We start from the raw sequence: 22,545 nt of genomic DNA, 5'->3' as shown, positions 1-22,545 counted from the left end.
ATGCATGTCCTCGTGGTGCACAACCGCTACGCCTCGGCGCAGCCGAGCGGCGAGAACAAGGTCGTCGACCAGGAGGTGGGGCTGCTGCGCGCGGCCGGCCACCGGGTCGAGGTGTTCGAACGGCGCAGCGACGACATCGCAGCGCGGTCCCTGCTGGGCAAGGCGGCGGTGCCGCTGCTGGTGCCGTGGAACCCGGCGGTCCGCACCGAGCTCGCCGCCCGGCTGCGCACCTCACGCCCCGACGTGGTGCACGTCCACAACGTCTTCCCGCTCCTGTCACCCGCGGTGCTGGCCGCCTGCGCCGACGCCGGCGTGCCCGCCGTCGCCACGCTGCACAACTACACCCAGATCTGCCCACCCGGCACCCTGCAGCGGGACGGCCGCCCGTGCACCGACTGCGTCGGCTCGGCACCACTGCCCGCCGTCCGGCACGGCTGCTACCGGAACTCCCGTCTCGCGACGGTGCCGCTCGCGGTCAGCCTGTCGGTCAACCGGCGGCGGTGGTGGTCAGGGGTGGAGCGGTTCTTGTGCATCTCCGCGGCGCAGCGCGACGTCCTGGTGCGGTCCGGCATGCCACCCGAGCGGCTGGCGGTCAAGCACAACTTCGTGCCCGACCCGGGCGACTGCCGAGCGGGCGACGGCGAGCACCTGCTCTATCTCGGCCGGCTCGCGGAGGCCAAGGGCGTGCGGCTGCTCATGGCCGCGTGGGACCGGATCGCCGCCGAAGGCGGTGTCGGCGTACCGCTCGTGATCGCCGGCGCGGGCCCACTGGAGCAGGAGGTGACGGCCTGGGCGGCGGGCCGGGACGACGTGCGGTACGCCGGACTGTACGACCCGGCGGAGTGCCGGCAGGCCATCGCGCGGTCGGTCGCCGTTGTGGCGCCCTCGACGTGGCTGGAGGCGTTCGGCCTGGTCGTCGTGGAGGCCATGGCGGCCGGGGTCCCGGCGGTCGCCGCCGGTCACGGCGCCTTCACCGAACTCGTCGAGGACGGACTGACCGGGCTGCTCCACCGGCCGGGCGAGCCCGCCTCGCTCGCGGCGTGCCTGCGCCGTGTCACGGCCGAGCCGGCCCGCAACCGGGAGATGGGCCAGGCGGCCCGGCGCCGCTACGAGCAGGGCTTCAGCCCTGCCGTCGGCCTCGAGCGCCTGGTGGAGGAGTACCGCACCGCGATCGCGGATCGGACTGAACCAATGGGGGGAAGTAGATGACACGATGCCGACTCTGCGGCTCGGAAGCGATGGCGAGCGTCGTCGACCTCGGGGCGACGCCACCATGTGAGAGCTTTCTCGCCGCGGACCAACTGGACGAGCCGGAACCGGCGTACCCGCTGCACCTGCGTGTCTGCACCGACTGCTGGCTGGCGCAGATCCCGCCGCTGATCACGCCGGAGGAGACGTTCAAGGAGTACGCGTACTTCTCCTCGTACTCCACCTCCTGGGTGGAGCACGCGCGCACGTTCGTCGCCGACGCCGTACAACGGCTGGGTCTCGACTCCGGGGACAAGGACGCCTTCGTGGTCGAGGTCGCCAGCAATGACGGGTATCTGCTGAGGCACGTGGGGGACCGGGGGATTCGCTGCCTGGGCATCGAGCCGTCGGAGAACGTCGGCGCCGCGGCGCGGGACGCGGGGGTGCCTACGCTCACGCAGTTCCTGGACCCCGCCACCGGCTCGCAGGTCCGCGCCGAGCACGGTCCGGCGGATCTGGTCGTGGCCAACAACGTGTACGCGCACATCCCCGACGTGGTCGGGTTCACCCGGGGACTGCGCGCCCTGGTCGCCGACGACGGCTGGGTCTCCATCGAGGTGCAGCACCTGCTGACGCTGATCGAGGAGAACCAGTACGACACGATCTACCACGAGCACTTCCAGTACTACACGGTCGCCTCCGCGAGCCGCGCGCTGGCCGGCGGCGGACTCGCGCTCGTGGACGTCGAACTGCTGCCCACGCACGGCGGCTCCCTCCGGCTGTGGGCCCGGCCGACCGAGGCGGCGGGAGAGCCGACCAATGGGGTCTCCCCTGCTCTGGGGGCACCTCCCGGCCGAAGGCTGGGGGAGGAGCCGAGAGCTTGGGGAAGGGTGGCCGACGTGCTGGCCCGGGAGAAGGCGGCAGGGCTGCAGGAGCTGTCCGGGTACACCGAGTTCTCCGCGCGGGTGGCCAAGGTGCGCCGGGACCTCCTCAAGTTCCTCATCGAGGCGGCCGAGCGCGGCGAGACAGTCGTCGGCTACGGCGCCCCGGGCAAGGGCAACACCCTGCTCAACCACTGCGGCATCCGGCCCGACCTGCTCCCGTACACGGTCGACCGCAACCCCTACAAGCACGGCAGGTTCACCCCGGGCACCCGCATCCCGATCCTGCCGCCCGAGCAGTTGGCCGCCGACAGACCCGACTACATCCTCGTCCTCCCGTGGAACCTGCGGGCAGAGCTGGTCGAGCAGCTGTCGTTCGTGGGCGACTGGGGCGGTCGGCTGGTCTTTCCCATTCCGGAACTGAGCATCGTCGAGGTCAAGCCATGAAGGTCGTACTGTTCTGCGGCGGTTATGGGCTGCGGATGCGCAGCGGAGCCTCCGACGACATCCCCAAGCCGATGGCGATGGTCGGCCCGCGGCCGCTGATCTGGCACGTCATGCGCTACTACGCGCACTTCGGGCACACGGAGTTCATCCTGTGCCTCGGATACGGAGCCCACCACATCAAGAACTTCTTCCTCAACTACGAGGAGACGACGTCCAACGACTTCGTGCTGCGAGCCGGACGGACCGAGCTGCTGTCCACCGACATCTCGGACTGGACGATCACGTTCGCGCAGACCGGCATCGAGTCACCGATCGGGGAGCGGCTGCGCCGGGTGCGGCACCACCTGGACGGCGACGAGATGTTCCTCGCCAACTACGCCGACGTACTCACCGACGCCCCGCTGCCGGAGATGATCGAGCGGTTCGCCCGGCGCGACGCGGGCGCGTCGATGATGGTGGTGCCGCCGCAGTCCTCGTTCCACTGCGTGGAGCTGGGCGAGGACGGGCTGGTGGGGGGCATCACCGCGGTGAGTGAACTGCCGCTGTGGGAGAACGGCGGCTACTTCGTACTCCGCCAGGAGGTCTTCGACCACATACCGGAGAACGGGGACCTGGTCGCCGACGGATGCGCCCAACTGGCCAAGCGCGGCCGGCTGGTGGCGCACCAGCACCGCGGCTTCTGGAAACCGACCGACACCGTGAAGGAGCGGGCCGCGCTCGACGCCGCCTACGCCCGGGGCGACCGCCCGTGGGCCGTATGGGAACAGGACGACGTGGGGGTGAGCGCGTGATCCGCCTCGGAGCCGGGCCCCTGGACCGGATCGTCGCGGTGGGCGCGCACTGCGACGACATCGCCATCGGCGCCGGCGGCACGCTGCTGACGCTGTGCCATGCGCGACCGGGCATCCGCGTCGACGCGCTGGTGCTCTCCGGCGGCGGCAGCGAGCGGGAGCAGGAGGAGCAGGCCGCACTGGCTGCCTTCTGCCCGGGCGCCGACCTGCGGCTTACCGTCCACAAGCTGCCGGACGGCCAACTGCCCGCCCACTGGGAGGAGGCCAAGGCAGCGGTCGAGGAACTGCGCGCACGGACCGAGCCTGATTTCGTGCTGGCGCCGCGCACCGAGGACGCGCACCAGGACCACCGCGCCCTGGCGAAGCTGATGCCCACCGCCTTCCGCGACCACCTCGTGCTCGGCTACGAGATCGTCAAATGGGACGGCGATCTCGGCCGTCCAACGGCGTACCAGCCGCTGTCGCCTCAGCTCGCCGAAGAGAAGGTGCGGCTGCTGCAGGAGCACTACCCCTCGCAGCGGCACCGGCCCTGGTACGACCGCGAGGCCTTCCTCGGCCTCGCGCGCATCCGCGGCATCGAATGCCACGAGCGCTACGCCGAGGCGTTCGCCGTCACCAAACTCACTCTCAACCTGGGGGAATGAACCTTGCGCGTGCTGCTCACCGGACACCAGGGCTACCTGGGCACCGTGATGGCCCCGGTCCTCACGGCTGCCGGACACGAGGTCGTCGGGCTCGACTCCGGCCTGTTCGCCGAATGCGTCCTGGGCCATTCGCCCGCCGACCCGCAGGGCCACCGGGTGGACCTGCGCGACGTCACGGCCGACCATGTGGCCGGGGTCGACGCCGTGATCCACCTGGCCGCGCTCTCCAACGACCCGCTGGGATCGCTGGCTCCTGAGCTCACCTACGACATCAACCACCACGCGTCCGTACGCCTTGCCCGGCTTGCCCGCGAGGCCGGAGTACGGCGCTTCCTCTACGCCTCGACCTGCTCGGTCTACGGCGCCGCGGGAGGTGACGACCTGGTGGGCGAGGACGCCCCGCTGCGCCCGGTGACGCCGTACGCGGAGTCCAAGGTGCGGGTGGAGGACGACCTGCACGCGCTCGCCGACGGCGACTTCAGCCCGGTGTTCATGCGCAACGCCACCGCCTTCGGCTACTCGCCCCGGCTGCGCGCCGACATCGTGCTGAACAACCTGGTGGGCCACGCGCTGCTGTCCGGCGAGGTCCTGGTGCTCTCCGACGGCACGCCCTGGCGTCCTCTGGTGCACGCGGCCGACATCGCGCGGGCCTTCGCGGCAGCGCTGACAGCGCCGCGGGAAGCGGTGCACGCCCGCGCCTTCAACATCGGCAGCGAGGTCAACAACGTCACGGTCGCCGAGATAGCCGAGCAGGTCGCCGAGGCGGTGTCCGGCGCGAAGGTGGTGATCACCGGCGAGACCGGTGCCGATCCGCGCTCGTACCGGGTGGACTTCTCCCGGTTCCGCACCGCGATACCCGGCTTCGACTGCGAGTGGACGGTGAAACGGGGGGCGCTCGAACTGGCCGACGCCTACCGCGAGTTCGGACTCACCCGCGACGACTTCGAGAAACGCTTCACCCGCCTCGCCGTGCTGCGCGCGGCGTCCGAGGCCGGTGCCGTGGACGACACCCTGCGGTGGCGCCGGTGACCGCGCCCGGCGACCGGCCGGTGGCCACGCCCGGCGAAGAGATGTACGCGCTGGTGGAGCGGATGTACCCGCTCTGCCGGAGCATCACGGGGGACGGGGTGCGCGCCACCCTGAAGATCGTCGGCGAGTACCTCCCGCTGCAGGTGCACGAGGTGCCGACCGGAACGCAGGTGCTCGACTGGACGGTGCCGCAGGAGTGGAACATCCGCGACGCCTACATCGCCGACCCCGCGGGCAACCGGGTCGTCGACTTCGCCGCGTCCAGTCTGCACGTGCTGGGCTACAGCGTGCCGGTGTCGGCGACCATGCCGCTGGCCGAGCTCCGCTCGCACCTGCACACCCTGCCGGACCACCCGTCCTGGGTGCCGTACCGCACCAGCTACTACAAGCCGGACTGGGGGTTCTGCCTGGCGCAGGAGACCCTGGACACGCTGCCGGACGGCGAGTACGAGGTGCGCATCGACTCCACGCTCGCCGACGGTCACCTCACCTACGCCGAGCACCTCGTCCCCGGGCAGGTCGCCGACGAGGTGCTCGTCTCCTGCCACGTCTGCCACCCGTCGCTGGCCAACGACAACCTGGCCGGTATCGCGGTGGCGACCTTCCTGGCCCGGGCGCTGGCGGAGCGGACGCCGTACTACACCTACCGGTTCCTGTTCGCGCCCGGCACCATCGGCGCGATCACCTGGCTGGCCCGCAACGGGGAGCGGGTGGACCGCGTCAAGCACGGGCTCGTGCTGGCCTGCGCCGGGGACCGGGGATCGCTCACGTACAAGCGGAGCAGGCGCGGCGACGCGGAGATCGACCGCGTGCTGCCACACGTGCTGGCCGCTTCCGAACGCCCGCACCACGTCGCGGAGTTCACTCCGTACGGCTACGACGAGCGGCAGTTCTGCTCGCCCGGCTTCGACCTCGGCGTGGGCTCGCTCACCCGCACCCCGTACGCGGGCTATCCCGAATACCACACCTCGGCGGACAACCTGGACTTCGTCTCCCCGGAGGCGATGGCGGACACGCTCGCCGTGTGCCGCGAGGCGTTCGCCGTCCTCGACCGCAACCGGCGGTACCTCAACCTCAGCCCCTACGGCGAGCCGCAGCTGGGCCGACGTGGACTGTACGACGCGCTCGGCGGCCGCAGCGACGCGAAACAGGCCCAGATGGCCATGCTCTGGGTGCTCAGCCTCTCCGACGGCGAGCACAGTGTGCTGGACATCGCCGAGCGGTCCGGACTGCCGTTCGACACCGTCGCCGAAGCGGCCGGAGCCCTGCACGGCGCCGGGCTGATCAAGGCCTGACGCCGATGACCACCGAGGAGGAGAATCCGCGGACAGCGGCGGTGCCACCGACCGGATCGGCCCGGCGGGCCGTCGTCGGCCGGCTCTCCTGGGGACTGGCCGACCAGGCGGCCTCCAGCATGACCAACTTCGCGGTGGGCATCTACGTGGCCCGCTCGCTCGGGGTGACCGCGTTCGGCGTGTTCGGCCTCGCGTGGGTGACGTACGGGGTGGTGCTCAACGTCTCCCGTGGCCTTGCCACCGATCCGCTGGTGGTGCGCTTCAGCGGCGTTTCGGACACGTCCTGGCGCGGCGCTGTGGCCCGGTCGACGGGGACCTCACTCGGCGTGGGTGGCGTCATCGGCGCGGCGTCCGTGGCGGTCGGGCTCGGTCTCGGCGGTCGCGTGGGGCCCGCGTTCGCCGCTCTCGGCGTCATGCTGCCGGGGCTTCTGTTGCAGGACGCCTGGCGGTTCTCGTTCTTCGCCGCCGGCACCGGGCGGAAGGCGTTCGTCAACGACGTCGTGTGGGGCGCCGCGCTCGTCCCCGCCATGATCGTGGCGGCTCGCGTGGGCACCGTGGCCGCTTTCGTGCTCGCCTGGGGCGCGTCCGCCACGGTGGCGGCGGGATACGGCTACGTCCAGTCCGCTATCTTGCCCCGGCTGACCGAGGCGCGCGGTTGGCTCCGCGAGCAGCGTGATCTCGGCTACCGGTACCTGGTCGAGAACGTCAGCCTCAGCGGCGCCAGCCAGCTGCGCGCCTACGGGCTCGGCGCGATCGTCGGGGTCGGCGCGGTGGGTGCGGTCCGGGGCGCCGAGCTCCTGCTCGGCCCGTTCCTCGCCGTGCTGATGGGGCTGTCGCTGGTCACCGTCCCGGAGGCGGCACGGGTGCTGCGGCGGGCCCCGCACCGCCTCGGCACGTTCTGCCTCCTGCTGGGAGGCGGGCAGGCAGCCGCCGCACTGCTCTGGGGCGGGGCGCTGCTGCTGATGCCGGACCGGCTCGGCGAGCTGGTGCTCGGCGGCGTCTGGCACTCCGCCGCGCAGCTCATCGTGCCGATCACCCTCGGCGTCGCGGGCGCGGGACTCGGCACCGGCGCTGCGGCCGGGCTGCGCGCACTCGGCGCGGCCCGGCGCAGCCTGCGCTGCCAGCTGTTCGCCTCCACCTGCTACGTCGGCGCCGGGCTCGGCGGAGCGGCCCTCGCCGGCACGGTCGGCTCGGCCTGGGGCGTCTCCGCCGCGACCGTCTGCGGCTCGGCCGTGTGGTGGCTGCACCTGCGGTACGCGCTGCGCGAGCACCACCACGACCCCATACGCGAAGTGAGGACGCCATGACCGCCCTTCCCCGGCTGAGCATCGGCCTGCCCGTGTACAACGGCGAGGAGTACCTTCCCGAGGCGCTCGAAGCACTGCTCGGCCAGACCTACGAGGACTTCGAACTCGTCATCTCCGACAACGCCTCCACCGACGGGACCCAGGACATCTGCCGGAAGTACGCCGCGCGGGACTCACGCGTCCGCTACCTCCGGCTGCCCCGGAACATCGGCGCCGCGCCGAACCACAACCACGTGTTCACCGAGTGCCGCGGCGAGCTGTTCAAGTGGGCCTCGCACGACGACCTGTACGCCCGGGACCTGCTGCGGCGCTGCGTCGAGGCACTGGACGAGCGGCCGGACGTGATCCTCGCGCACACCGGCCAGGCGGTCGTCGACGGCGGCGGCCAGGTGAAGGTCCCGTACGAGTACACGCTGGCCACCGACTCGCCGTACGCGCCCGAGCGTTTCCGCAGCATGCTGTTCGAGCCCGGTGGCGACGACTTCTACGGGGTGATGCGGGCCGACGTGCTGCGCCGGGTCAAGCCGCACGACAGCTACCACCACGCGGACCGCACGTTCGTCGCCGAGATCGCCCTGCACGGGCCCTTCCACCAGGTGCCGGAGCTGCTGTACTTCCGCCGCGACCACCCCACCCGCGCCGAGCGCGCGAACCCTTCCAAGCGTTCCCGGTGCGTCAACCTGGACCCGCGCCGCGCGGGCCCGCTGCACCCGACGCCCCGGCTGCTCGCCGAGTACGTCTGGGGTTTCGTCTCGGCGATTCGGCGGGCGCCGTTGTCCTCGGCCGAACGGCGCGCGTGCTACGGCCACTTGGCCGCGTGGATGACCAGCCGGGCCCGGCCGGGCGCCGGGGAGCGGGTCGAGGACCGCGCCCCGGTCGACCCGGCCCGGCTCACCGTCTCCGTCGACGCCCTCGTCGCCGGGCGTGAGGGGCGTGCGGGGAGGCAGGTGTGACCGCTGCCCGCGTCGGGGTGTTCGGCCTGCTCGGCTCCGGCAACCTCGGCAACGACGGATCGCTCGAAGCCGTACTCGGATATCTTCGCGCCGAGCACCCGGAGGCGGTCGTGGACGCGCTGTGCGGCGGGCCGGAGACCGTCACGGCCCGGTACGGAACACCCGCGACGCGGCTGCACTGGTACCGAGGGGAGTACCGGACAGCGTCCCGTGCGGGCGCGATCGCGGCCAAGGGACTGGGGAAGTTCGTGGACGTCTTCCGTACCGCCGCCTGGGTGCGTCGGCACGACGTGGTGATCGTGCCCGGTATGGGCGTCCTGGAGGCCACGCTGCCGCTGCGGCCGTGGGGCTTCCCGTACTCGCTGTTCCTGCTGTGCGCATCGGGCCGGTTGTTCGGCACCCGGGTCGCGCTGGTCGGTGTCGGTGCCGCCCCGATCGGTCAGCGGCCGACCCGGGCGCTGGTGCGCTGGTCGGCACGGCTGGCCGCGTACCGGTCGTACCGGGACGCGCTGTCCCGCGACGCCATGCGGGACATGGGCGTGGACACCGGGCGCGACGAGGTCTATCCGGACCTGGCGTTCGCCCTTCCGACGCCGCGGTCGATCGTCTTCTCGGAACAGGCAGAGCCGACGGAGCACTCGGGCCCGCGGGGCCCGGTCTGCGTCGGCGTCATGGCCTTCCACGGCGGCAACGACGACCGCGCCCGGGCCGAGGTGATCCACCGGCGCTACCTCGACGGGACGACCCGTTTCGTCCGCTCCCTGGTCGAGGACGGCAGGACGGTCCGGCTGCTCATCGGCGACGACGTCGACCGGCCGGTGGTCGCCGCGATCCTCGACGCGGTGGACTCGCCGCTGGTCACCGCCGCCGAGGCGGCCTCGCTGGCCGACCTGATGAAGGAGACGGCGGCTGCCGAGTCCGTGGTGGCGACCCGGTACCACAATCTCGTCTGCGCGCTGAAGGCCGGCACGCCCACGCTCGCTCTCAGCTATGCGGCGAAGAGCGACGCGCTCATGGACCGGATGGGGCTGGGCGCGTACTGCCACCCGGCCCGCGAGGTCGACGCCGGCCGGCTGCTGGAGCAGTTCCGGGCGCTGGAGCGGCGCTCCGCGCAGCTGCGGCGGACCCTCGCCGAGCGGAACCTTGTCGCCACCCGGCAACTCCAGGTGCAGTTCCGCGAGTTGACCGCGGCCCTGTTCCCGACGACCGGCCACGGTCGAGCCCACACCCACGCCCACGCCCGCCCCCGGCAGGAGACTCCATGAAAGCGACCGAGGTCCCGGAGATCGCCGGTGCTTACCTGTTCGAGCCGACCCCGCACGCCGACGAACGCGGGTTCTTCTGCCGCACCTTCGACGCCGATGTGATCCGTTCGGTGGGCCTCGCACCGGACGCCTTCGTCCAGGACAGCCTCTCCCGCTCGGTGCGGGGCGTGCTGCGCGGCCTGCATCTTCGCTCCGGCGCGGGCGAGGCCAAACTGGTGCGGTGCTCGTACGGGAGGATCTTCGACGTCGTCGTGGACCTGCGGCCGGAGTCGCCGACGTACCTGGGCCGGGCCTTCTTCGAGCTGTCCGGCGAGACGCAGCTGACCGTGTACGTCCCGGCGGGGTGTGCGCACGGCTTCCAGGCACTGACCGAAACCGCTGACATCTCCTACCGGATCGACCGCCCGCACGATCCCTCCGAGGACGTCACGATCGCCTTCGACGACCCGGAGCTCGCCATTCCCTGGCCGCTTCCTGCCCCATCGATGTCCCAGCGGGACCGGGAGGCGCCGAGCCTCGCCGAGGTACTGAAGCAGAAGGAGAGGTGAGGTCGGCGTGGCCACCGAAGGTACCGAAGACCCCCTGAAAGCCGGAGAGTTCCTCCTGCCCCGGTCGCGGGCGGCGAACGAGCGGCTGCACGCCGTGATCCCCGGGGGCGCGCACACCTACGCCAAGGGCGACGACCAGTACCCCGAGAACCTCGCCCCCGTCATCAGCCACGGCCGCGGCGCCCATGTGTGGGACGTCGACGGCAACCGCTACATCGAGTTCGGCTCCGGCCTCCGGTCGGTCAGCCTCGGCCACGCCCACCCGCGTGTGACCGAGGCGGTGCGGCGCGAACTCGACCGTGGCAGCAACTTCGTCCGGCCGTCCATCGTGGAGGCCGAGGCCGCGGAACGCTTCCTGGCCACGGTGCCGACCGCCGAGATGGTGAAGTTCGCGAAGAACGGTTCCGACGCCACCACCGCCGCTGTGCGCCTCGCCCGGGCCGTCACCGGGCGCCCGCGGGTGGCCGTCTGCGCCGACCATCCGTTCTTCTCCGTCGACGACTGGTTCATCGGCACCACGCCGATGTCCGCCGGCATCCCGGCCGCGACCACCGAGCTGACCATGGCGTTCCCGTACGGGGACCTGGCCGCCACCGAGGAACTGCTCACCCGGTACGAGGGCGAGATCGCCTGCCTGATCCTCGAACCCGCCGGCCACACCGAGCCTTCCCCGAGCTCCCAACCCGGTCCGAGCAGGGGAGACCCCACTCCGGGCTACCTCGCCGGGCTGCGCGAGCTGGCCGACCGGCACGGCTGCGTACTCGTCTTCGACGAGATGATCACCGGCTTCCGCTGGTCCGAGGCGGGCGCCCAGGGACTGTACGGCGTCGTTCCCGACCTCTCCACGTTCGGCAAGGCGCTGGGCAACGGGTTCGCCGTCTCCGCGCTGGCCGGACGCCGCGAGCTGATGGAGCGGGGCGGGCTGCGCCACTCCGGCGAGCGGGTGTTCCTGCTGTCCACCACGCACGGCGCGGAAACGCACTCCCTGGCAGCAGCGATGGCCGTGCAGACCACCTACGTCGAGGAAGGCGTCACCGCGCGGCTGCACGCCCTCGGCGAGCGGCTGGCCGCCGGTGTCCGTGCCGCCGCGGCGGGTATGGGCGTCGGCGACCACATCGTCGTACGCGGCCGGGCCAGCAACCTGGTCTTCGCCACCCTCGACGCGAACGGGCAGCCGTCGCAGCAGTACCGCACCCTGTTCCTGCGCCGACTCCTCGCGGGCGGGGTGCTGGCACCCTCGTTCGTGGTGAGCAGCGCGCTCAGCGAGGCCGATGTCGACCACACCGTCGAGGTGGTGTCCCAGGCGTGTGCGGTGTACCGGAAGGCACTGGACGCCGCCGACCCCACCCCCTGGCTGGGCGGGCGGCCGGTGAAGCCCGTGTTCCGCCGCCTGGCGTAGACGTGATGTGACATGACGTGATGTCAGCGGTGCTTTCGCGGGTCGGCGTCGGCCACCCGGTCGACCAGCCATGCGGTGGCCGGTACCACTGCCAGCGCGGTGCACCAGCCGCCGAGGACGTCGGTCGGGTAGTGCGCGCCCAGCGCGACCTGCGCCCAGCCCATGGCGGCTCCGGCGACCAGCGCGGCAGCGAGCACGAGTGACGTGCCGGCCGCCCTGCCGAGACCGAGCCGGCCGGCCGCGAGCAGCGCCACCACGAGGGCGAGCGCGGTGAGGAAGGCGGTGTGCCCGCTCGGATAGGACAGGTTGTCGTCGCCGTGGATGGTGCGGCCCACCAGGTGCTTGAGCAGCGTCGCCGTCCCCACGGTCGCACCGGTGCCGACAACGGCGAGCACCGCGGCGCGAGGGCACCGAAGCAGCAGGCAGCCCGCCACGGTGACCACGATCAGCGTCGCCGCTCCCACGGGCTCCCCCAGGAAGTCCGTGGCCGTAGCGGCGTACCGCCACGGCTGCCCCGCACCGTCCACCGCAGCCCAGATCCGCGCGTCCACCACGCCCGGCTCGCCGTCACCGGCGTACAGGACCCCGAGCACGGCAACCACCAGCGCGGCGAGGACGGCAACCAGGCCGAGCCAGGGGCGCAGCGACGCGGACAGCACCGTGGGGGCAGCCCGGCCGGTCACACGCCCACCACGGACTGGACGGGCCGGACTTCCACGCTTGCTCCGGCCAGGCGATCCAACGCGAGCCCCCCGTCGTGTCCGAACCGTCATCCGGCACAGCCCCGAACGCGTCGGCCTGGCCGACGCACTGGCACCCTAACCAACAATCACTCCGGGCGTAGCCGTCTCCCCGCCCCACGCCCACTCCGTGCGGCGGGCGTACCGAAGCATGGCCCCACGTAGCCTCTTGCCCATGCCAGCCTCCCGCCTGCATCGCGTCGCCGTCCTTGTCCTGGAGGGTGCGAAGCCGCTCGATGTCGGCATTCCCGCACAGGTGTTCACGACCCGGGCGAGCATGCCGTACGAGGTACGGGTGTGCGGTGCCGAACCCGGCCTGGTGACCGGAGGTGACGGCCTGTCGTACTCCGTCGCCCACGGCCTGGACGCGCTCGCGTGGGCCGACATCGTCTTCGTCCCCGGCTACCGGCACCCGGATCGCGAGGACCCGCCACCGGCCGTCGTCGACGCGCTGATCGCCGCCCACACGCGGGGCGCGCGGCTCGCCGCCATCTCCACGGGCGCCTTCGCGCTCGCCGCCACGGGCCTGCTCGACGGCAGGCGCGCCACCACGCACTGGCACTACACGCGGGCACTCATGGCCAGGTATCCGCACATCCAGGTCGACGAGAACGTGCTGTTCGTCGACGAGGGCAGCGTGCTCACCTCGGCCGGCGCCGCCTCCGGCATCGACCTGTGCCTGCACATCCTGCGCGGCGACCTGGGCGTGGCGGCCTCCAACCACGCGGCCCGCCGCCTGGTCGCGGCGCCCTACCGCAGCGGCGGCCAAGCCCAGTACGTGCCGCGCAGCGTCCCCGAGCCGCTCGGCGAGCGCTTCGGCACCACCCGGGAGTGGGCACTGCACCGGCTCGGCGAGCCCCTCACCCTCGACATACTGGCGCGGCAGGCGGGGGTCTCGCCCCGCACGTTCTCCCGGCGCTTCGTCGAGGAGACCGGTTACACGCCGATGCAGTGGGTGATGCGCGCCCGCGTCGACCTGGCCCGTGAACTTCTGGAGCGCTCCGAGCGCAGCGTCGAACAGATCGCCGCCGACGTCGGGCTCGGCACCGGCGCGAACCTGCGCCTGCACTTCCAGCGCATCCTGGGCACCACCCCGATCGAGTACCGGCGCACCTTCACCCGTGGTGCGTAGCCGCGGCTGTTCGCAGTTTTCGCAGTATTCGCGGTGTTCGCAGTGGCATGGCGAGATCCTTTTGAACCATGGCGATCCCGCCACTGTCCGCGGCGCGGCCGACGCGCGAGCCTGGTGGCGAAAGGGAAGGGAGACCACTCATGACCCGCGTCGCCATCAACGGATTCGGCCGCATCGGACGCAATGCGCTGCGCGCGCTGCTGGAGCGCGACAGCTCCCTGGAGATCGTGGCCGTCAACGACCTCACCGAGCCCGCCACGCTCGCTCGGCTGCTCGCCTACGACAGCACCGCGGGCCGCCTCGGGCGGCCGGTGACCGTCGACGGGGACACCCTCGTCGTCGACGGCCGTCGCATCAAGGTACTGGCCGAGCGCGAACCGGCGCAGCTGCCCTGGGCCGAACTCGGCGTCGACATCGTCCTGGAGGCCACCGGCCGCTTCACCTCGGCCAAGGCCGCCGGTGCCCACCTCGACGCGGGCGCGCGCAAGGTGCTCGTCAGCGCTCCTTCGGACGGTGCCGACGTCACCGTCGCGTTCGGGGTCAACACCGACACCTACGACCCCGACCTGCACACCATCGTCTCCAACGCCTCCTGCACCACCAACGCGCTCGCCCCGCTGGCCAAAGTGCTCGACGAACTCGCCGGTATCGAGCACGGGTTCATGACGACGGTGCACGCCTATACGCAGGAGCAGAACCTGCAGGACGGTCCGCACCGCGATCCCCGCCGCGCCCGTGCGGCCGGTGTCAACATCGTGCCGACCACGACGGGCGCCGCGAAGGCGATCGGCCTGGTGCTGCCGAACCTCGACGGCAAGCTGTCGGGCGACTCGATCCGTGTGCCGGTGCCGGTGGGCTCGATCGTCGAGCTCAACACGACCGTCGCCCGCGACGTGACGCGCGACGACGTGCTGGCGGCCTACCGCACGGCGGCCGAGGGCCCGCTCGCCGGCATCCTCGAATACTCCGAGGACCCCCTCGTGTCGTCCGACATCACGGGCAACCCCGCCTCTTCGATCTTCGACTCGGCCCTCACCCGCGTCGACGGCCGCCACGTGAAGGTGGTCGCCTGGTACGACAACGAGTGGGGCTTCTCGAACCGCGTGATCGACACGCTGGAGTTCCTCGCCGCCGCTCTGGTCCCGGTCAGCGCGAGGTGAGGCGCTCCGGGTCGGGCAGACGCGTGGCGGTGGCCGGCTCGTAGACGGCGGCGAGCGCGGTGAACAGCAGCGCCACGCCGAGGGAACCCGGGTCGGGGACGCCTACGGCGCGCTCGCCCACGTAGCTGGCGCGGCCGCGCCGGGGAGTGAGCGAGGCGGTGCTCAGGGCGCCTTCGACGGCGGCCTCGGCTGCGACGGTGAAGGGGCTGTCGGCGCCGTCGCGTGCGGCAGTGGTCAACGCGTCGGCGGCGGGAGCGAGTGCGTCCACGAGGGTGCAGTCGCCGACCTCGGCGCCGCCGACCCGGTGGATGGCGGCCAGGCCGGACTTCGCCGCGTCGGCGACGGACAGGGCGTCAGGCGCCTGGCCGTCGGACCAGGGGACGGTGGCCATCTCCTGGAAGAGGAGGCCGAAGAGCGGACCGCTGGTGCCGCCGACGTCATTGAGGAAGGCCTCGGCCAGGGCGGTCACGCCGTCGGTTCCCGACTCGTTCCGCTGGACCGCCCGGCGTACGCCGCCGGCCAGGTTGTCCCCGAAGTCGCCGTCGCCGACGAGCTGGTCGAGCGCTGTGAGGTTGTCATGAGCCTGGGAGACGATCGCCGAATAGCGGTCGAGTACGCCTCGGCTGGTCGGAGCCTCGCGCACGCCCACGTGTGTGGCGGCCGGTTCGGCGACGACACTCGCCGCGGTGTCCGGGGCCAGGGTGCGGGCAGGAAGGGTGAGCGGCGTGCCGGTGGGAGCCGTCCACAAGTCGGCCCATTCCGGCTTCATACGGGTGAGGGTGAGGGAGAAGCCGGCCATGTCCAGGGCGGCGGTGAACGTGCCGGGCACGACGGCCAGGGGCTGGATGCCGCGCGCAGTCAGCAGGTCGTGCAGGATCGAGCCGATGGCGTGCAGTTCCAGGCTGGTCGTGGCACCCAGGCCGTTGACGACGGCCAGGACCTTTTCCTCCCCTGCGGGCAGGGCCTGGAGCAGATCGTCGGTCATCTGGGCCACGAGTTCTTCGACGGGACGGTGGTCGATGGTGCGCGTACCGCGCTCGCCGTGGATGCCGACACCGTAGTCGAGCGTGCCGGGGCTCAGGTCGAAGGCAGGCGCCGCGGTCGAGGGTGAGGTCTGGGCCCGGGCCGCGACGGCGAGGCTGCGGGAGCTTGCGACGACGTCCGCGCCCAGAACGGCGAGTTCCTCCAGTTTGGCGCCCTGGTCGGCGAAGGCTCCGAGCAGCTTCTCCAGGACGACGGTTGCGGCGGTGCCCCGGCGGCCGGTCGCGGTGTCGGCCTTGTCGGTGGCCAGATCGTCGTCGACCAGAACCGTCGCCACGGGAATGCCGTCGTGGCGCAGGCGTTCCGCCGCGATCTGAAAGTTGATCACGTCCCCGGTGTAGTTCTTGATGATGAGCAGCACTCCGTTGCTCTTCGCGGCGGCCGCGCCGGCCTCGTAGATCTGCCGGTTGTGCGGGGAGGCGAAGATCTCGCCGGGGCAGACCGCGTCGAGACCGCCGGGGCCGAGAAGGCCGGTGTGCAGCGGTTCGTGGCCGGAGCCGCCCCCCGAGACCAGCGCGACCGTGCGGTCCGGGTTGCTGGTGCGGGCCCGCAGGTACAGGGGACTGGTGTTCACTTCGAGCAGGCCGGGGTTGGCCAGGGCGAGGCCGCGTGCGGCGCTGAGAACCGTGTCGGTCTGCGGGAGGAAGTACGTCATGGGGAAAGGCTCCGTCGGAAACGAGAGTGGATGGATCGGCGACCCTCAGGTGATGGGGTGGAGAGGTCGGATCAAGGGGCTGGCTGCGCTGCTCACCGGGGGCCGCTTGACGCCTCGCGGGGAGACGCCTCGCGGGGAGACGCCCTGTGCGGGTGAGGCGGTCGGCTACGCATCGGCCGCCGTATCGGCGAGCGCACGGAAGATCAGGGCCGTCGAGGTCGCGCCCGGGTCCTGGTGGCCCACGCTGCGCGCTCCCAGATAGGAGGCGCGGCCCTTGCGTGCCTGCAGGGGAGTGGTGGCGCGCATGCCTTCCTCGGCGGCGTCGGCGGCAGCCGCTGCCGCTGCGGCGAAGCCCGTTCCCTGCCGGGCCTGCTCCTCGAAGGCGGCGACGGCGGGCGCGAACGCGTCGATCATCGTCTTGTCGCCGGGAGCGGCTGTTCCCAGCTTCTGGATGCTCTCCAGACCTGCGGCCAGTGCCCGGGCGAACGCGAGCGGGTCGGCTGCCGGAGTGTCCAGGGCCTTGCCCAGCGCGCGGAACGCGCCCCCGTACAGCGGCCCCGAGGCACCCCCGATGGTGGAGATGAGGGTGGCGCCGGTCTTGCTGAGGACGGCTCCGACCGTGTCCGGGCCGAGGTCGGAGACGGCAGCGGCAGCGGCGGTGAATCCTCGGTCCAGGTTCGTCCCGTGGTCGGCGTCACCGATCGCCGAGTCGAGCTGGGTGAGGTGATCCTTGTGCCGGCCCACGGCGACGGTGATGGCCTGCACCCACGCACGGGCGAGGTCGATGTCCATGGGGTCTCCGTTCGATGATCGGTGCGTACGGGGTCGGTGGGTGGAAGGCCGAGCGGGGCGCGGTCGGCACGGCCACCTCAGCCGGGCCGAGCCTGTGCTGCACAGCCCTGCCCCACAGGGACAGCATGTCGGTCTCCCCGCTGCACACCGTGGTGGAGACACCCGTCGTGTCCGGGCGGGTCACGGAGTCGCTCACCCGTCTGCGGGCAGTGGGCGCGTTGTTCGCCGCGCGTACATCTGCCACCGGACGCTTCACCTCCTCCGCGGGAAACGGGCTGGGAACGGGAGGGGAGCCGCCGGGTCCTTCTGTGCGGGCGGAACCTCGCGGCCCTGTGGGAACCGGACGACCTGCCCTCCCCGGCGACTGTTCATCATTGATGAATGTTGTTCCGGAAGTTAAGCACGCGTTTCCCGCCTGTCAAGAGGCTCGGAACTGCCTAGGCGCTCGGGGTGTAGCGGACCCGGCGCGGGGCTCCCAGGTCGCGAGAGAGATTGCGGGCGGTCTCCCGTACCGCCACGGCGAGTTCCTGGCGTACCGACTCGCCCAGCATGCGCTCCACGGGACCGACGATGCCGATGGCGCCCGTCACCTCGCCGGAGCGGTCGAAGACAGGCGAGGCGATGCCCGCCTCCCCGATGGCCGACTCCTGGTCCTCGATCGCGTAACCGGCCTTGAGAACGTCCTCCAGGTGGCCCGCCAGCGTCTTCCGGTCGGTCATGCTGGCGCCGGTGAGCACGGCCGGCTCCCCGGCGAGCAGGCGCTCCCGTACGTCCGCGCACGAGGAGGCCGCGATGGCCTTGCCCAGGGCGCATGTGTTCCACGGGATGCTCGCGCCCACCTCGAGGATCTGCACCGCGCCCTCGGGGCGGAACGCATGGTGGACGACCAGGACGTGGTCGCCCGTGAGGACTCCCACCCACACGGCTTCCCCGGTCCGGTTGGCCAGAGCGTCCGCCCAGGTCAACGAGCGTGTGCGCAGCTCATGCGTATCCAGATAGGCGTTGCCCAGCTGCACGAGGTTCGGCCCCAGCTGGTACTTCGAACTGTCCCGGTCCTGTCCGACCAGGCCCTCGATCTCCAGGGTGCGCAGCAGCGCGTGCACGGTGGGCTTGGCCACGCCCAGCCGCTCGGCCAGCTCGGTCACGCCCAGCCGAGGACCGCCCGAGGCGAGCTCCCGCAAGATCTGCACTGCTCGATGCACGGACTGGACCATGGAGATCTCCGATTCAGTATTGCCGAACAATGTTCCGGGATTTAATGTGACCGTTCATGAGCGCAACCGTCGGCATCGTACTCGTGTCCCACAGCGCCGAGCTTGCTTCAGGCCTGCGCCTGCTGGTGGAGCAGATCGGCTCCGACACCGTGCCCGTCGTCACCGCGGCCGGGACCGATGACGGCAGGCTCGGCACCAGCTACGACCTGGTGCGCAAGGCGCTCCAGGACGCCGACCGGGGCGCCGGGGTCCTGATCCTTCCCGACCTCGGCAGTTCCGTTCTGACCACCCGTACCGTCCTGGACGACCACCCACGCGCCGATGCCGTCATCGCCGACGCGCCCTTCGTCGAGGGGGCCGTCGCCGCAGTGGTCGCCGCCGCATCCGGCGCCGACCTGCGAGCCGTCGCCAAATCAGCAGAAGAGGCCCGCCATGTCCGCAAGCAATGACACCACCGGCTACGAATCCGGCGAGACCACCGGCCACGAAGCAGCCGTGGTGCTCCCCGCCAACCTCCACGCCCGTCCCGCGGGCCTGCTCGCCCGCGCGGCAGGCGAGTTCTCCAGCACCATCGAGCTGGAGCACAACGGCAAGACGGTCAACCCCGCCGGCGTTCTCGGCGTTATGGCCCTGGGAGCCACGGCCGGCAGCACGGTGACCGTACGAGCTACAGGTCCCGACGCCCAGGAAGCGGTCGCCGCACTGATCGACATCCTGGCCAACGCCGAGTAGCCCGCACCGTGATGAGGCCCTCGGTCCGGAAGTGCTGTCCGTCATCGTCCCGGCGACGGTCGGCGAACGTCAGGAGCGGCCTGCCGAGGTGGATGGCGCGTGATCGGCCGCCGACTGTCCGGCGAGGATCACGTCCGCGATCCGTTCGAGCCGTTCCTGCTGGGAGCGCAGCCCAGGGCGCCGAGGCGGGCGACGATGTGCCGGGCACCGGCGGCGACGTACTGTCCAGGGCCCGGCCCGCAAGCATCCGTTCACGCGAGACTCTGCGGCTCACGAAGAGTCTGATACGCCCCCGCCGCGGTGAATGCGGTGATGATCGGCGCGATGAGCGAGGCGAAGCGGCGAATACCCTGCCCAACCGCGGTTTCGCGGTCCCGTCCTTCTCCGACCGCCGCTGGCAGGGGATCGCGAAAGCCCGCCGGACCGTCGAACCGGTCGTCCTGCGCATGTCCATCGAGCACGGCGACGTCGATTGGGCGGCCCGCGTGCGGGCCGCCCACCATCGCCTGGTGCGCACTCCGGCGTATGTGCCGGAGGAGGGCGAGCACTACACCGGTCCCTGGGCTGAGGCTCACCGGGTCTTCCACCGCACGCTGCTGGATGCGTGCGGCAATCGCGCGCTGCTGGAGACCTTCGACCGGTTGTGGACCGCGAGTGAGCTGGCCCGCCGTTGGTCGGCGCACCGCGACCCCGACCGGGACGGCGCCGAGGAACACCGCAGGCTGGAGGAGGCGGCGCCGGCCCGTGACGCCGACACCGCGGCAGCGGTCCTGGTCCAGCACCTCACCCTGACGGTGGCTGCTCTGACCGACGCTTCAGGCCAGGCTTCACAATGACCTGAGTCGGAGATTCGTCGTTGGTCGGAGTCGTTGGTCGGGTGTGAGTCGTCCAGGTGCGAAGATTCCGTGCGAATCGTAAGGCGAGCCCGCTAACGGGACCGCAGCGTCGACGGGGTGACATTCTTGAGGAACGGCACGGGTGTTGCCGCGGTGGCCACCGCGAATACGGCGAAGGCCAGTCGCATGCCGCCCAGTTCGGCCAGTAGGCCCACCAGGGCTGCACCCAGTGGCATGGCGCCGAAGCTGAAGAGCCGGGCCGCCGCGCTGTAGCGGCCGAGCATCTGGTCGGGGACCATGCGCTGGGTGAGGGTGCGGGTGTTCACCGTCCAGAGTGTGCCGCCCATGCCGCCGAGGAAAGCGCCGGCGGTCACGGCCCAGATGTTGGTGGTCAGGGCGGGCAGCGCCACCATCGCGGTGGTGCCGATCAGGTCGGCGAGCATCGCCCGGTGAGCGCCCAGCAGCCGGTTCACCCACGTGACGGCTGCCGCGCCGGCCAGCCCGCCGATTCCCAGGGCACTGAGCACGATGCCGTAGTGCTGCGGCTCCAGGTCCATGGCCTGCTTGGCGTACAGCGGTATGAGAGCCAGCCAGGCGCCCCAGACGGCGGCGAGTACGGCGACCACCAGCGACAACGTGCGCAGCACCGGGTCGTGCCACAGGAAGCGCAGCCCTTCGGCGATCCGGGCGTTGACGGAGACGGGAGCCGCGCCCGGGGCGGGCCTGCCGGGACGGAAGCGGCCCGACAGCCAGAGCAGCGAGAGCGCGGCGACCGCATAGGAGGCGCCGGTCAGCCCCAGCGCGAGGCCCGTCCCGGTGGCCAGCAGCAGCCCGCCGACGAAAGGCCCGGCGAACTCCTGTCCTACGGTCTCGGCTCCCGCCATCCAGGTGTTGGCGCGCTCCCGCCCCGCCGCGGGCACCGCGGCCGGGACCAGGGCGGAGGCCGAGGTCGAGGCCAGCACGTCCGCGACACCGAGGAGCGCACCGGCGGTGAGGAGCCGGCCGAGCGTGAGGCCGTCCGCCAGGTGGGAGGCGGCGAGCCAGCCCATCGCGGCCAGCCGCATCGCGTTCGCGCACCACAGCAGCCGCCGCCGGTCGAAGCGGTCGACGAGCACGCCGATGTGCAGGGCGGTCAGCAGCCAGGGCACGGTGAGGGTCAGCGAGACGACGGTGACCTGGGCGGGAGAGCCGGTGAGCCGGGTGGCGAGGAGCGGCAGGGCCATCTTCGTCACACCGTCGGCGAGGTTGGTGGCAGCGGTGAAGCCGACCAGAACAGCAGTGTTGCGGCGGCCAGGGGCCGGCGGGGCGCTCTTGTGCGGCGTAGTGCCGCGTCTGCTGCCGGTTTCCGTCCGCTCAGGCACCGCTGTGGCCATGGCCCTCTCCCCCAACCGTCCCACCGAATAACCGCCTAAGGCGTTAGACGGTGAGGCTACTTTGGCACAAGCTCCGGCCACCCGGCAACCGGTGAAACGGTTAGCCGGTAAGATGGCGGAATCCTGGAGGAGGTGACCCGCCATGCTGGAGCCGCCGGCCCCGGCCGTCCTGGTGGAGGCATTCGCCAACACGGTCGATGTGGAAGAGGGAAGCGACGAGATCGCCACCCCGTCCGGTCTGGCCGACTGGCTGCGAGGCCGCGGCCTGCTGGACGCGCCTGGTGCGATCCCCGCCCAGGTCCACGAGAGCTACCTGGCCCTTCGCGCGGGAATCCGCGAGGAACTGGGTGCCCACGTCGGCGACACCCCCGATCCGCAAATGCTCGCCGCCGCCGACCGCGTGCTGGCCGAGCACCCTGTACTGGTCACCGCTCGCGGCTCTCTGACGCCCGCGACGGGGCTGCCCGCCGAGCGCGGCCCGCTGGCGACGCTGGCGATCGCGTGGAGTGAGCTGGTCACCACCGGGCAGGCCGCCCGCCTCAAGCGCTGCGCGGAACACACCTGCGGCTGGGTGTTCTGGGACGTGTCGAAGAACCGCAGCCGCCGCTGGTGCTCGATGAAGGTGTGCGGGAACCGCAACAAGTCCCGCTCCTACGCCTCCCGGCGGCGACAGGCGGCCTAGGGTCTGCTGTGCAAGTGGAGCATCGGTGTGGAGTCGGCGGCAGCTGATCGACGGCATACGGTGGCGGACGCGGACCGGCGCCCCGTGACGGACGTCCCCCTACGGTAAGGGCCGTGGGGCCGGGTCCGCGATCTGTTCCGGACCGGGCCGGGTGCACGAGCTGTTCCGGCGGCGGGCCGGGCCGGCCCGTGCTTGCTCTGCCGCCCGGGAGCCCCCGGGTTCCCAGGGGCTCTTGCTCGACGCGAACCGCCTGACCCGCTCACAGCGGGACGCTGTCCTGGCACTGATCCGGCTCTCCTCGGTTCTGGACCCAACATTTCCCCGAGGATCTTCCGACCGGGCCGAAAAGCACGGACGCGGCGCGAAGTTGCCTCGCGCAGCACACACCCGCCTCCGATCCCGCGGGCATTCAGCACCGAAGTCATCGGTGTTCCCCTCGAC

At 71.7% G+C, this 22,545-nt stretch carries 21 protein-coding genes and 1 pseudogene; 17 read left to right on the top strand and 5 right to left on the bottom strand.

Annotation, left to right across the window (positions count from 1 at the left end; genetic code table 11):
• Genes HC362_RS01220 through HC362_RS01170 form a run of 11 tightly spaced genes read left to right on the top strand, consistent with a single transcriptional unit; the run spans window position 1 to window position 11,747 of the window.
• Window positions 1-1,209, top strand: a complete 1,209-nt coding sequence (locus HC362_RS01220; RefSeq protein ID WP_243088303.1) for a glycosyltransferase — start codon at window positions 1-3, stop codon at window positions 1,207-1,209.
• A complete protein-coding gene (locus HC362_RS01215) occupies window positions 1,206-2,516 on the top strand; it encodes a class I SAM-dependent methyltransferase (RefSeq protein ID WP_243081873.1) in 1,311 nt (436 codons plus the stop codon). Before HC362_RS01220 ends, HC362_RS01215 begins: the two co-directional genes overlap by 4 nt.
• Window positions 2,513-3,307 (top strand): glucose-1-phosphate cytidylyltransferase, encoded by a 795-nt coding sequence (locus HC362_RS01210; protein WP_243081871.1) that lies wholly within the window; start codon window positions 2,513-2,515, stop codon window positions 3,305-3,307. Before HC362_RS01215 ends, HC362_RS01210 begins: the two co-directional genes overlap by 4 nt.
• Window positions 3,304-3,951: a PIG-L deacetylase family protein gene (locus HC362_RS01205; RefSeq protein WP_243081870.1), complete on the top strand. Its 648-nt coding sequence runs from the start codon at window positions 3,304-3,306 to the stop codon at window positions 3,949-3,951. The genes HC362_RS01210 and HC362_RS01205 overlap by 4 nt, the downstream gene beginning before the upstream one ends.
• A 3-nt stretch (window positions 3,952-3,954) precedes the next feature.
• The gene (locus HC362_RS01200; RefSeq protein WP_243081869.1) at window positions 3,955-4,980 is read left to right on the top strand and encodes an SDR family oxidoreductase; all 1,026 of its coding nucleotides are present in this window, start codon (window positions 3,955-3,957) and stop codon (window positions 4,978-4,980) included.
• A 41-nt stretch (window positions 4,981-5,021) separates the two neighbouring features.
• The gene (locus HC362_RS01195; RefSeq protein ID WP_243088302.1) at window positions 5,022-6,275 is read left to right on the top strand and encodes a DUF4910 domain-containing protein; all 1,254 of its coding nucleotides are present in this window, start codon (window positions 5,022-5,024) and stop codon (window positions 6,273-6,275) included.
• A gap of 5 nt (window positions 6,276-6,280) precedes the next feature.
• Window positions 6,281-7,582: a hypothetical protein gene (locus HC362_RS01190; RefSeq protein ID WP_243081868.1), complete on the top strand. Its 1,302-nt coding sequence runs from the start codon at window positions 6,281-6,283 to the stop codon at window positions 7,580-7,582.
• The gene (locus HC362_RS01185) at window positions 7,579-8,535 is read left to right on the top strand and encodes a glycosyltransferase family 2 protein (protein WP_243081866.1); all 957 of its coding nucleotides are present in this window, start codon (window positions 7,579-7,581) and stop codon (window positions 8,533-8,535) included. Before HC362_RS01190 ends, HC362_RS01185 begins: the two co-directional genes overlap by 4 nt.
• On the top strand, window positions 8,532-9,800 hold the full coding sequence (locus tag HC362_RS01180) for a polysaccharide pyruvyl transferase family protein (protein WP_243081865.1): 1,269 nt from the start codon (window positions 8,532-8,534) through the stop codon (window positions 9,798-9,800). The genes HC362_RS01185 and HC362_RS01180 overlap by 4 nt, the downstream gene beginning before the upstream one ends.
• The gene (locus tag HC362_RS01175) at window positions 9,797-10,348 is read left to right on the top strand and encodes a dTDP-4-dehydrorhamnose 3,5-epimerase family protein (RefSeq protein ID WP_243081863.1); all 552 of its coding nucleotides are present in this window, start codon (window positions 9,797-9,799) and stop codon (window positions 10,346-10,348) included. Before HC362_RS01180 ends, HC362_RS01175 begins: the two co-directional genes overlap by 4 nt.
• Window positions 10,349-10,382: 34 nt before the next feature.
• Window positions 10,383-11,747 (top strand): glutamate-1-semialdehyde 2,1-aminomutase, encoded by a 1,365-nt coding sequence (locus HC362_RS01170; RefSeq protein WP_243088301.1) that lies wholly within the window; start codon window positions 10,383-10,385, stop codon window positions 11,745-11,747.
• 23 nt (window positions 11,748-11,770) lie between these two features.
• Here the strand turns inward: HC362_RS01170 and HC362_RS01165 are convergent, their stop codons facing one another.
• Window positions 11,771-12,430 carry a phosphatase PAP2 family protein gene (locus tag HC362_RS01165; protein ID WP_243081862.1) on the bottom strand — a complete coding sequence of 220 codons (660 nt, stop codon included), beginning with the start codon at window positions 12,428-12,430 and terminating at the stop codon, window positions 11,771-11,773.
• Window positions 12,431-12,662: 232 nt separating this feature from the next.
• Between HC362_RS01165 and HC362_RS01160 the strand changes: the two genes are divergently transcribed.
• Window positions 12,663-13,619 carry a helix-turn-helix domain-containing protein gene (locus HC362_RS01160; RefSeq protein WP_243081860.1) on the top strand — a complete coding sequence of 319 codons (957 nt, stop codon included), beginning with the start codon at window positions 12,663-12,665 and terminating at the stop codon, window positions 13,617-13,619.
• A gap of 140 nt (window positions 13,620-13,759) precedes the next feature.
• The gene (gene gap / locus HC362_RS01155; protein WP_243081859.1) at window positions 13,760-14,779 is read left to right on the top strand and encodes a type I glyceraldehyde-3-phosphate dehydrogenase; all 1,020 of its coding nucleotides are present in this window, start codon (window positions 13,760-13,762) and stop codon (window positions 14,777-14,779) included.
• Here gap and HC362_RS01150 read toward each other — a convergent pair.
• The 3 genes from HC362_RS01150 to HC362_RS01140 form a co-directional block, all read right to left on the bottom strand.
• Window positions 14,766-16,475: a dihydroxyacetone kinase family protein gene (locus HC362_RS01150; protein WP_243081858.1), complete on the bottom strand. Its 1,710-nt coding sequence runs from the start codon at window positions 16,473-16,475 to the stop codon at window positions 14,766-14,768. The two genes, gap and HC362_RS01150, sit on opposite strands and share 14 nt — an antisense overlap.
• Before the next feature lie 165 nt (window positions 16,476-16,640).
• A complete protein-coding gene (gene dhaL, locus HC362_RS01145) occupies window positions 16,641-17,267 on the bottom strand; it encodes a dihydroxyacetone kinase subunit DhaL (protein ID WP_243081856.1) in 627 nt (208 codons plus the stop codon).
• Between the two features lie 437 nt (window positions 17,268-17,704).
• Window positions 17,705-18,469, bottom strand: coding sequence for an IclR family transcriptional regulator (locus tag HC362_RS01140; protein ID WP_243081854.1), 765 nt, complete (start codon window positions 18,467-18,469; stop codon window positions 17,705-17,707).
• Window positions 18,470-18,537: 68 nt separating this feature from the next.
• Between HC362_RS01140 and dhaM the strand changes: the two genes are divergently transcribed.
• From dhaM to HC362_RS01125, 3 genes and pseudogenes are all read left to right on the top strand, one after another.
• Entirely contained in the window at window positions 18,538-18,930 is a 393-nt protein-coding gene (gene dhaM, locus HC362_RS01135) for a dihydroxyacetone kinase phosphoryl donor subunit DhaM (protein WP_243081852.1), read from the top strand.
• Complete coding sequence (locus HC362_RS01130) at window positions 18,914-19,213, top strand: HPr family phosphocarrier protein (protein WP_243081851.1); 300 nt, start codon at window positions 18,914-18,916, stop codon at window positions 19,211-19,213. Before dhaM ends, HC362_RS01130 begins: the two co-directional genes overlap by 17 nt.
• A 350-nt stretch (window positions 19,214-19,563) precedes the next feature.
• Window positions 19,564-20,049 (top strand): annotated as a pseudogene (locus HC362_RS01125) (GntR family transcriptional regulator); the annotation flags it as partial.
• A 92-nt stretch (window positions 20,050-20,141) separates the two neighbouring features.
• On the opposite strand, the gene HC362_RS01120 reads toward HC362_RS01125, so the two are convergent.
• Window positions 20,142-21,422 (bottom strand): MFS transporter, encoded by a 1,281-nt coding sequence (locus tag HC362_RS01120; protein ID WP_243081849.1) that lies wholly within the window; start codon window positions 21,420-21,422, stop codon window positions 20,142-20,144.
• Between the two features lie 142 nt (window positions 21,423-21,564).
• Between HC362_RS01120 and HC362_RS01115 the strand changes: the two genes are divergently transcribed.
• A complete protein-coding gene (locus HC362_RS01115) occupies window positions 21,565-22,104 on the top strand; it encodes a CGNR zinc finger domain-containing protein (protein ID WP_243081848.1) in 540 nt (179 codons plus the stop codon).
• The last annotated feature ends 441 nt before the right edge of the window (window positions 22,105-22,545 follow it).

Origin of the sequence: Streptomyces sp. 891-h (assembly GCF_022760275.1) — a bacterium.
In the GTDB taxonomy this organism is placed as follows: domain Bacteria; phylum Actinomycetota; class Actinomycetes; order Streptomycetales; family Streptomycetaceae; genus Streptomyces; species Streptomyces spirodelae.
Note: the sequence above shows the minus strand (reverse complement) of the source record. Positions and strands in the feature narration are given on the sequence as shown.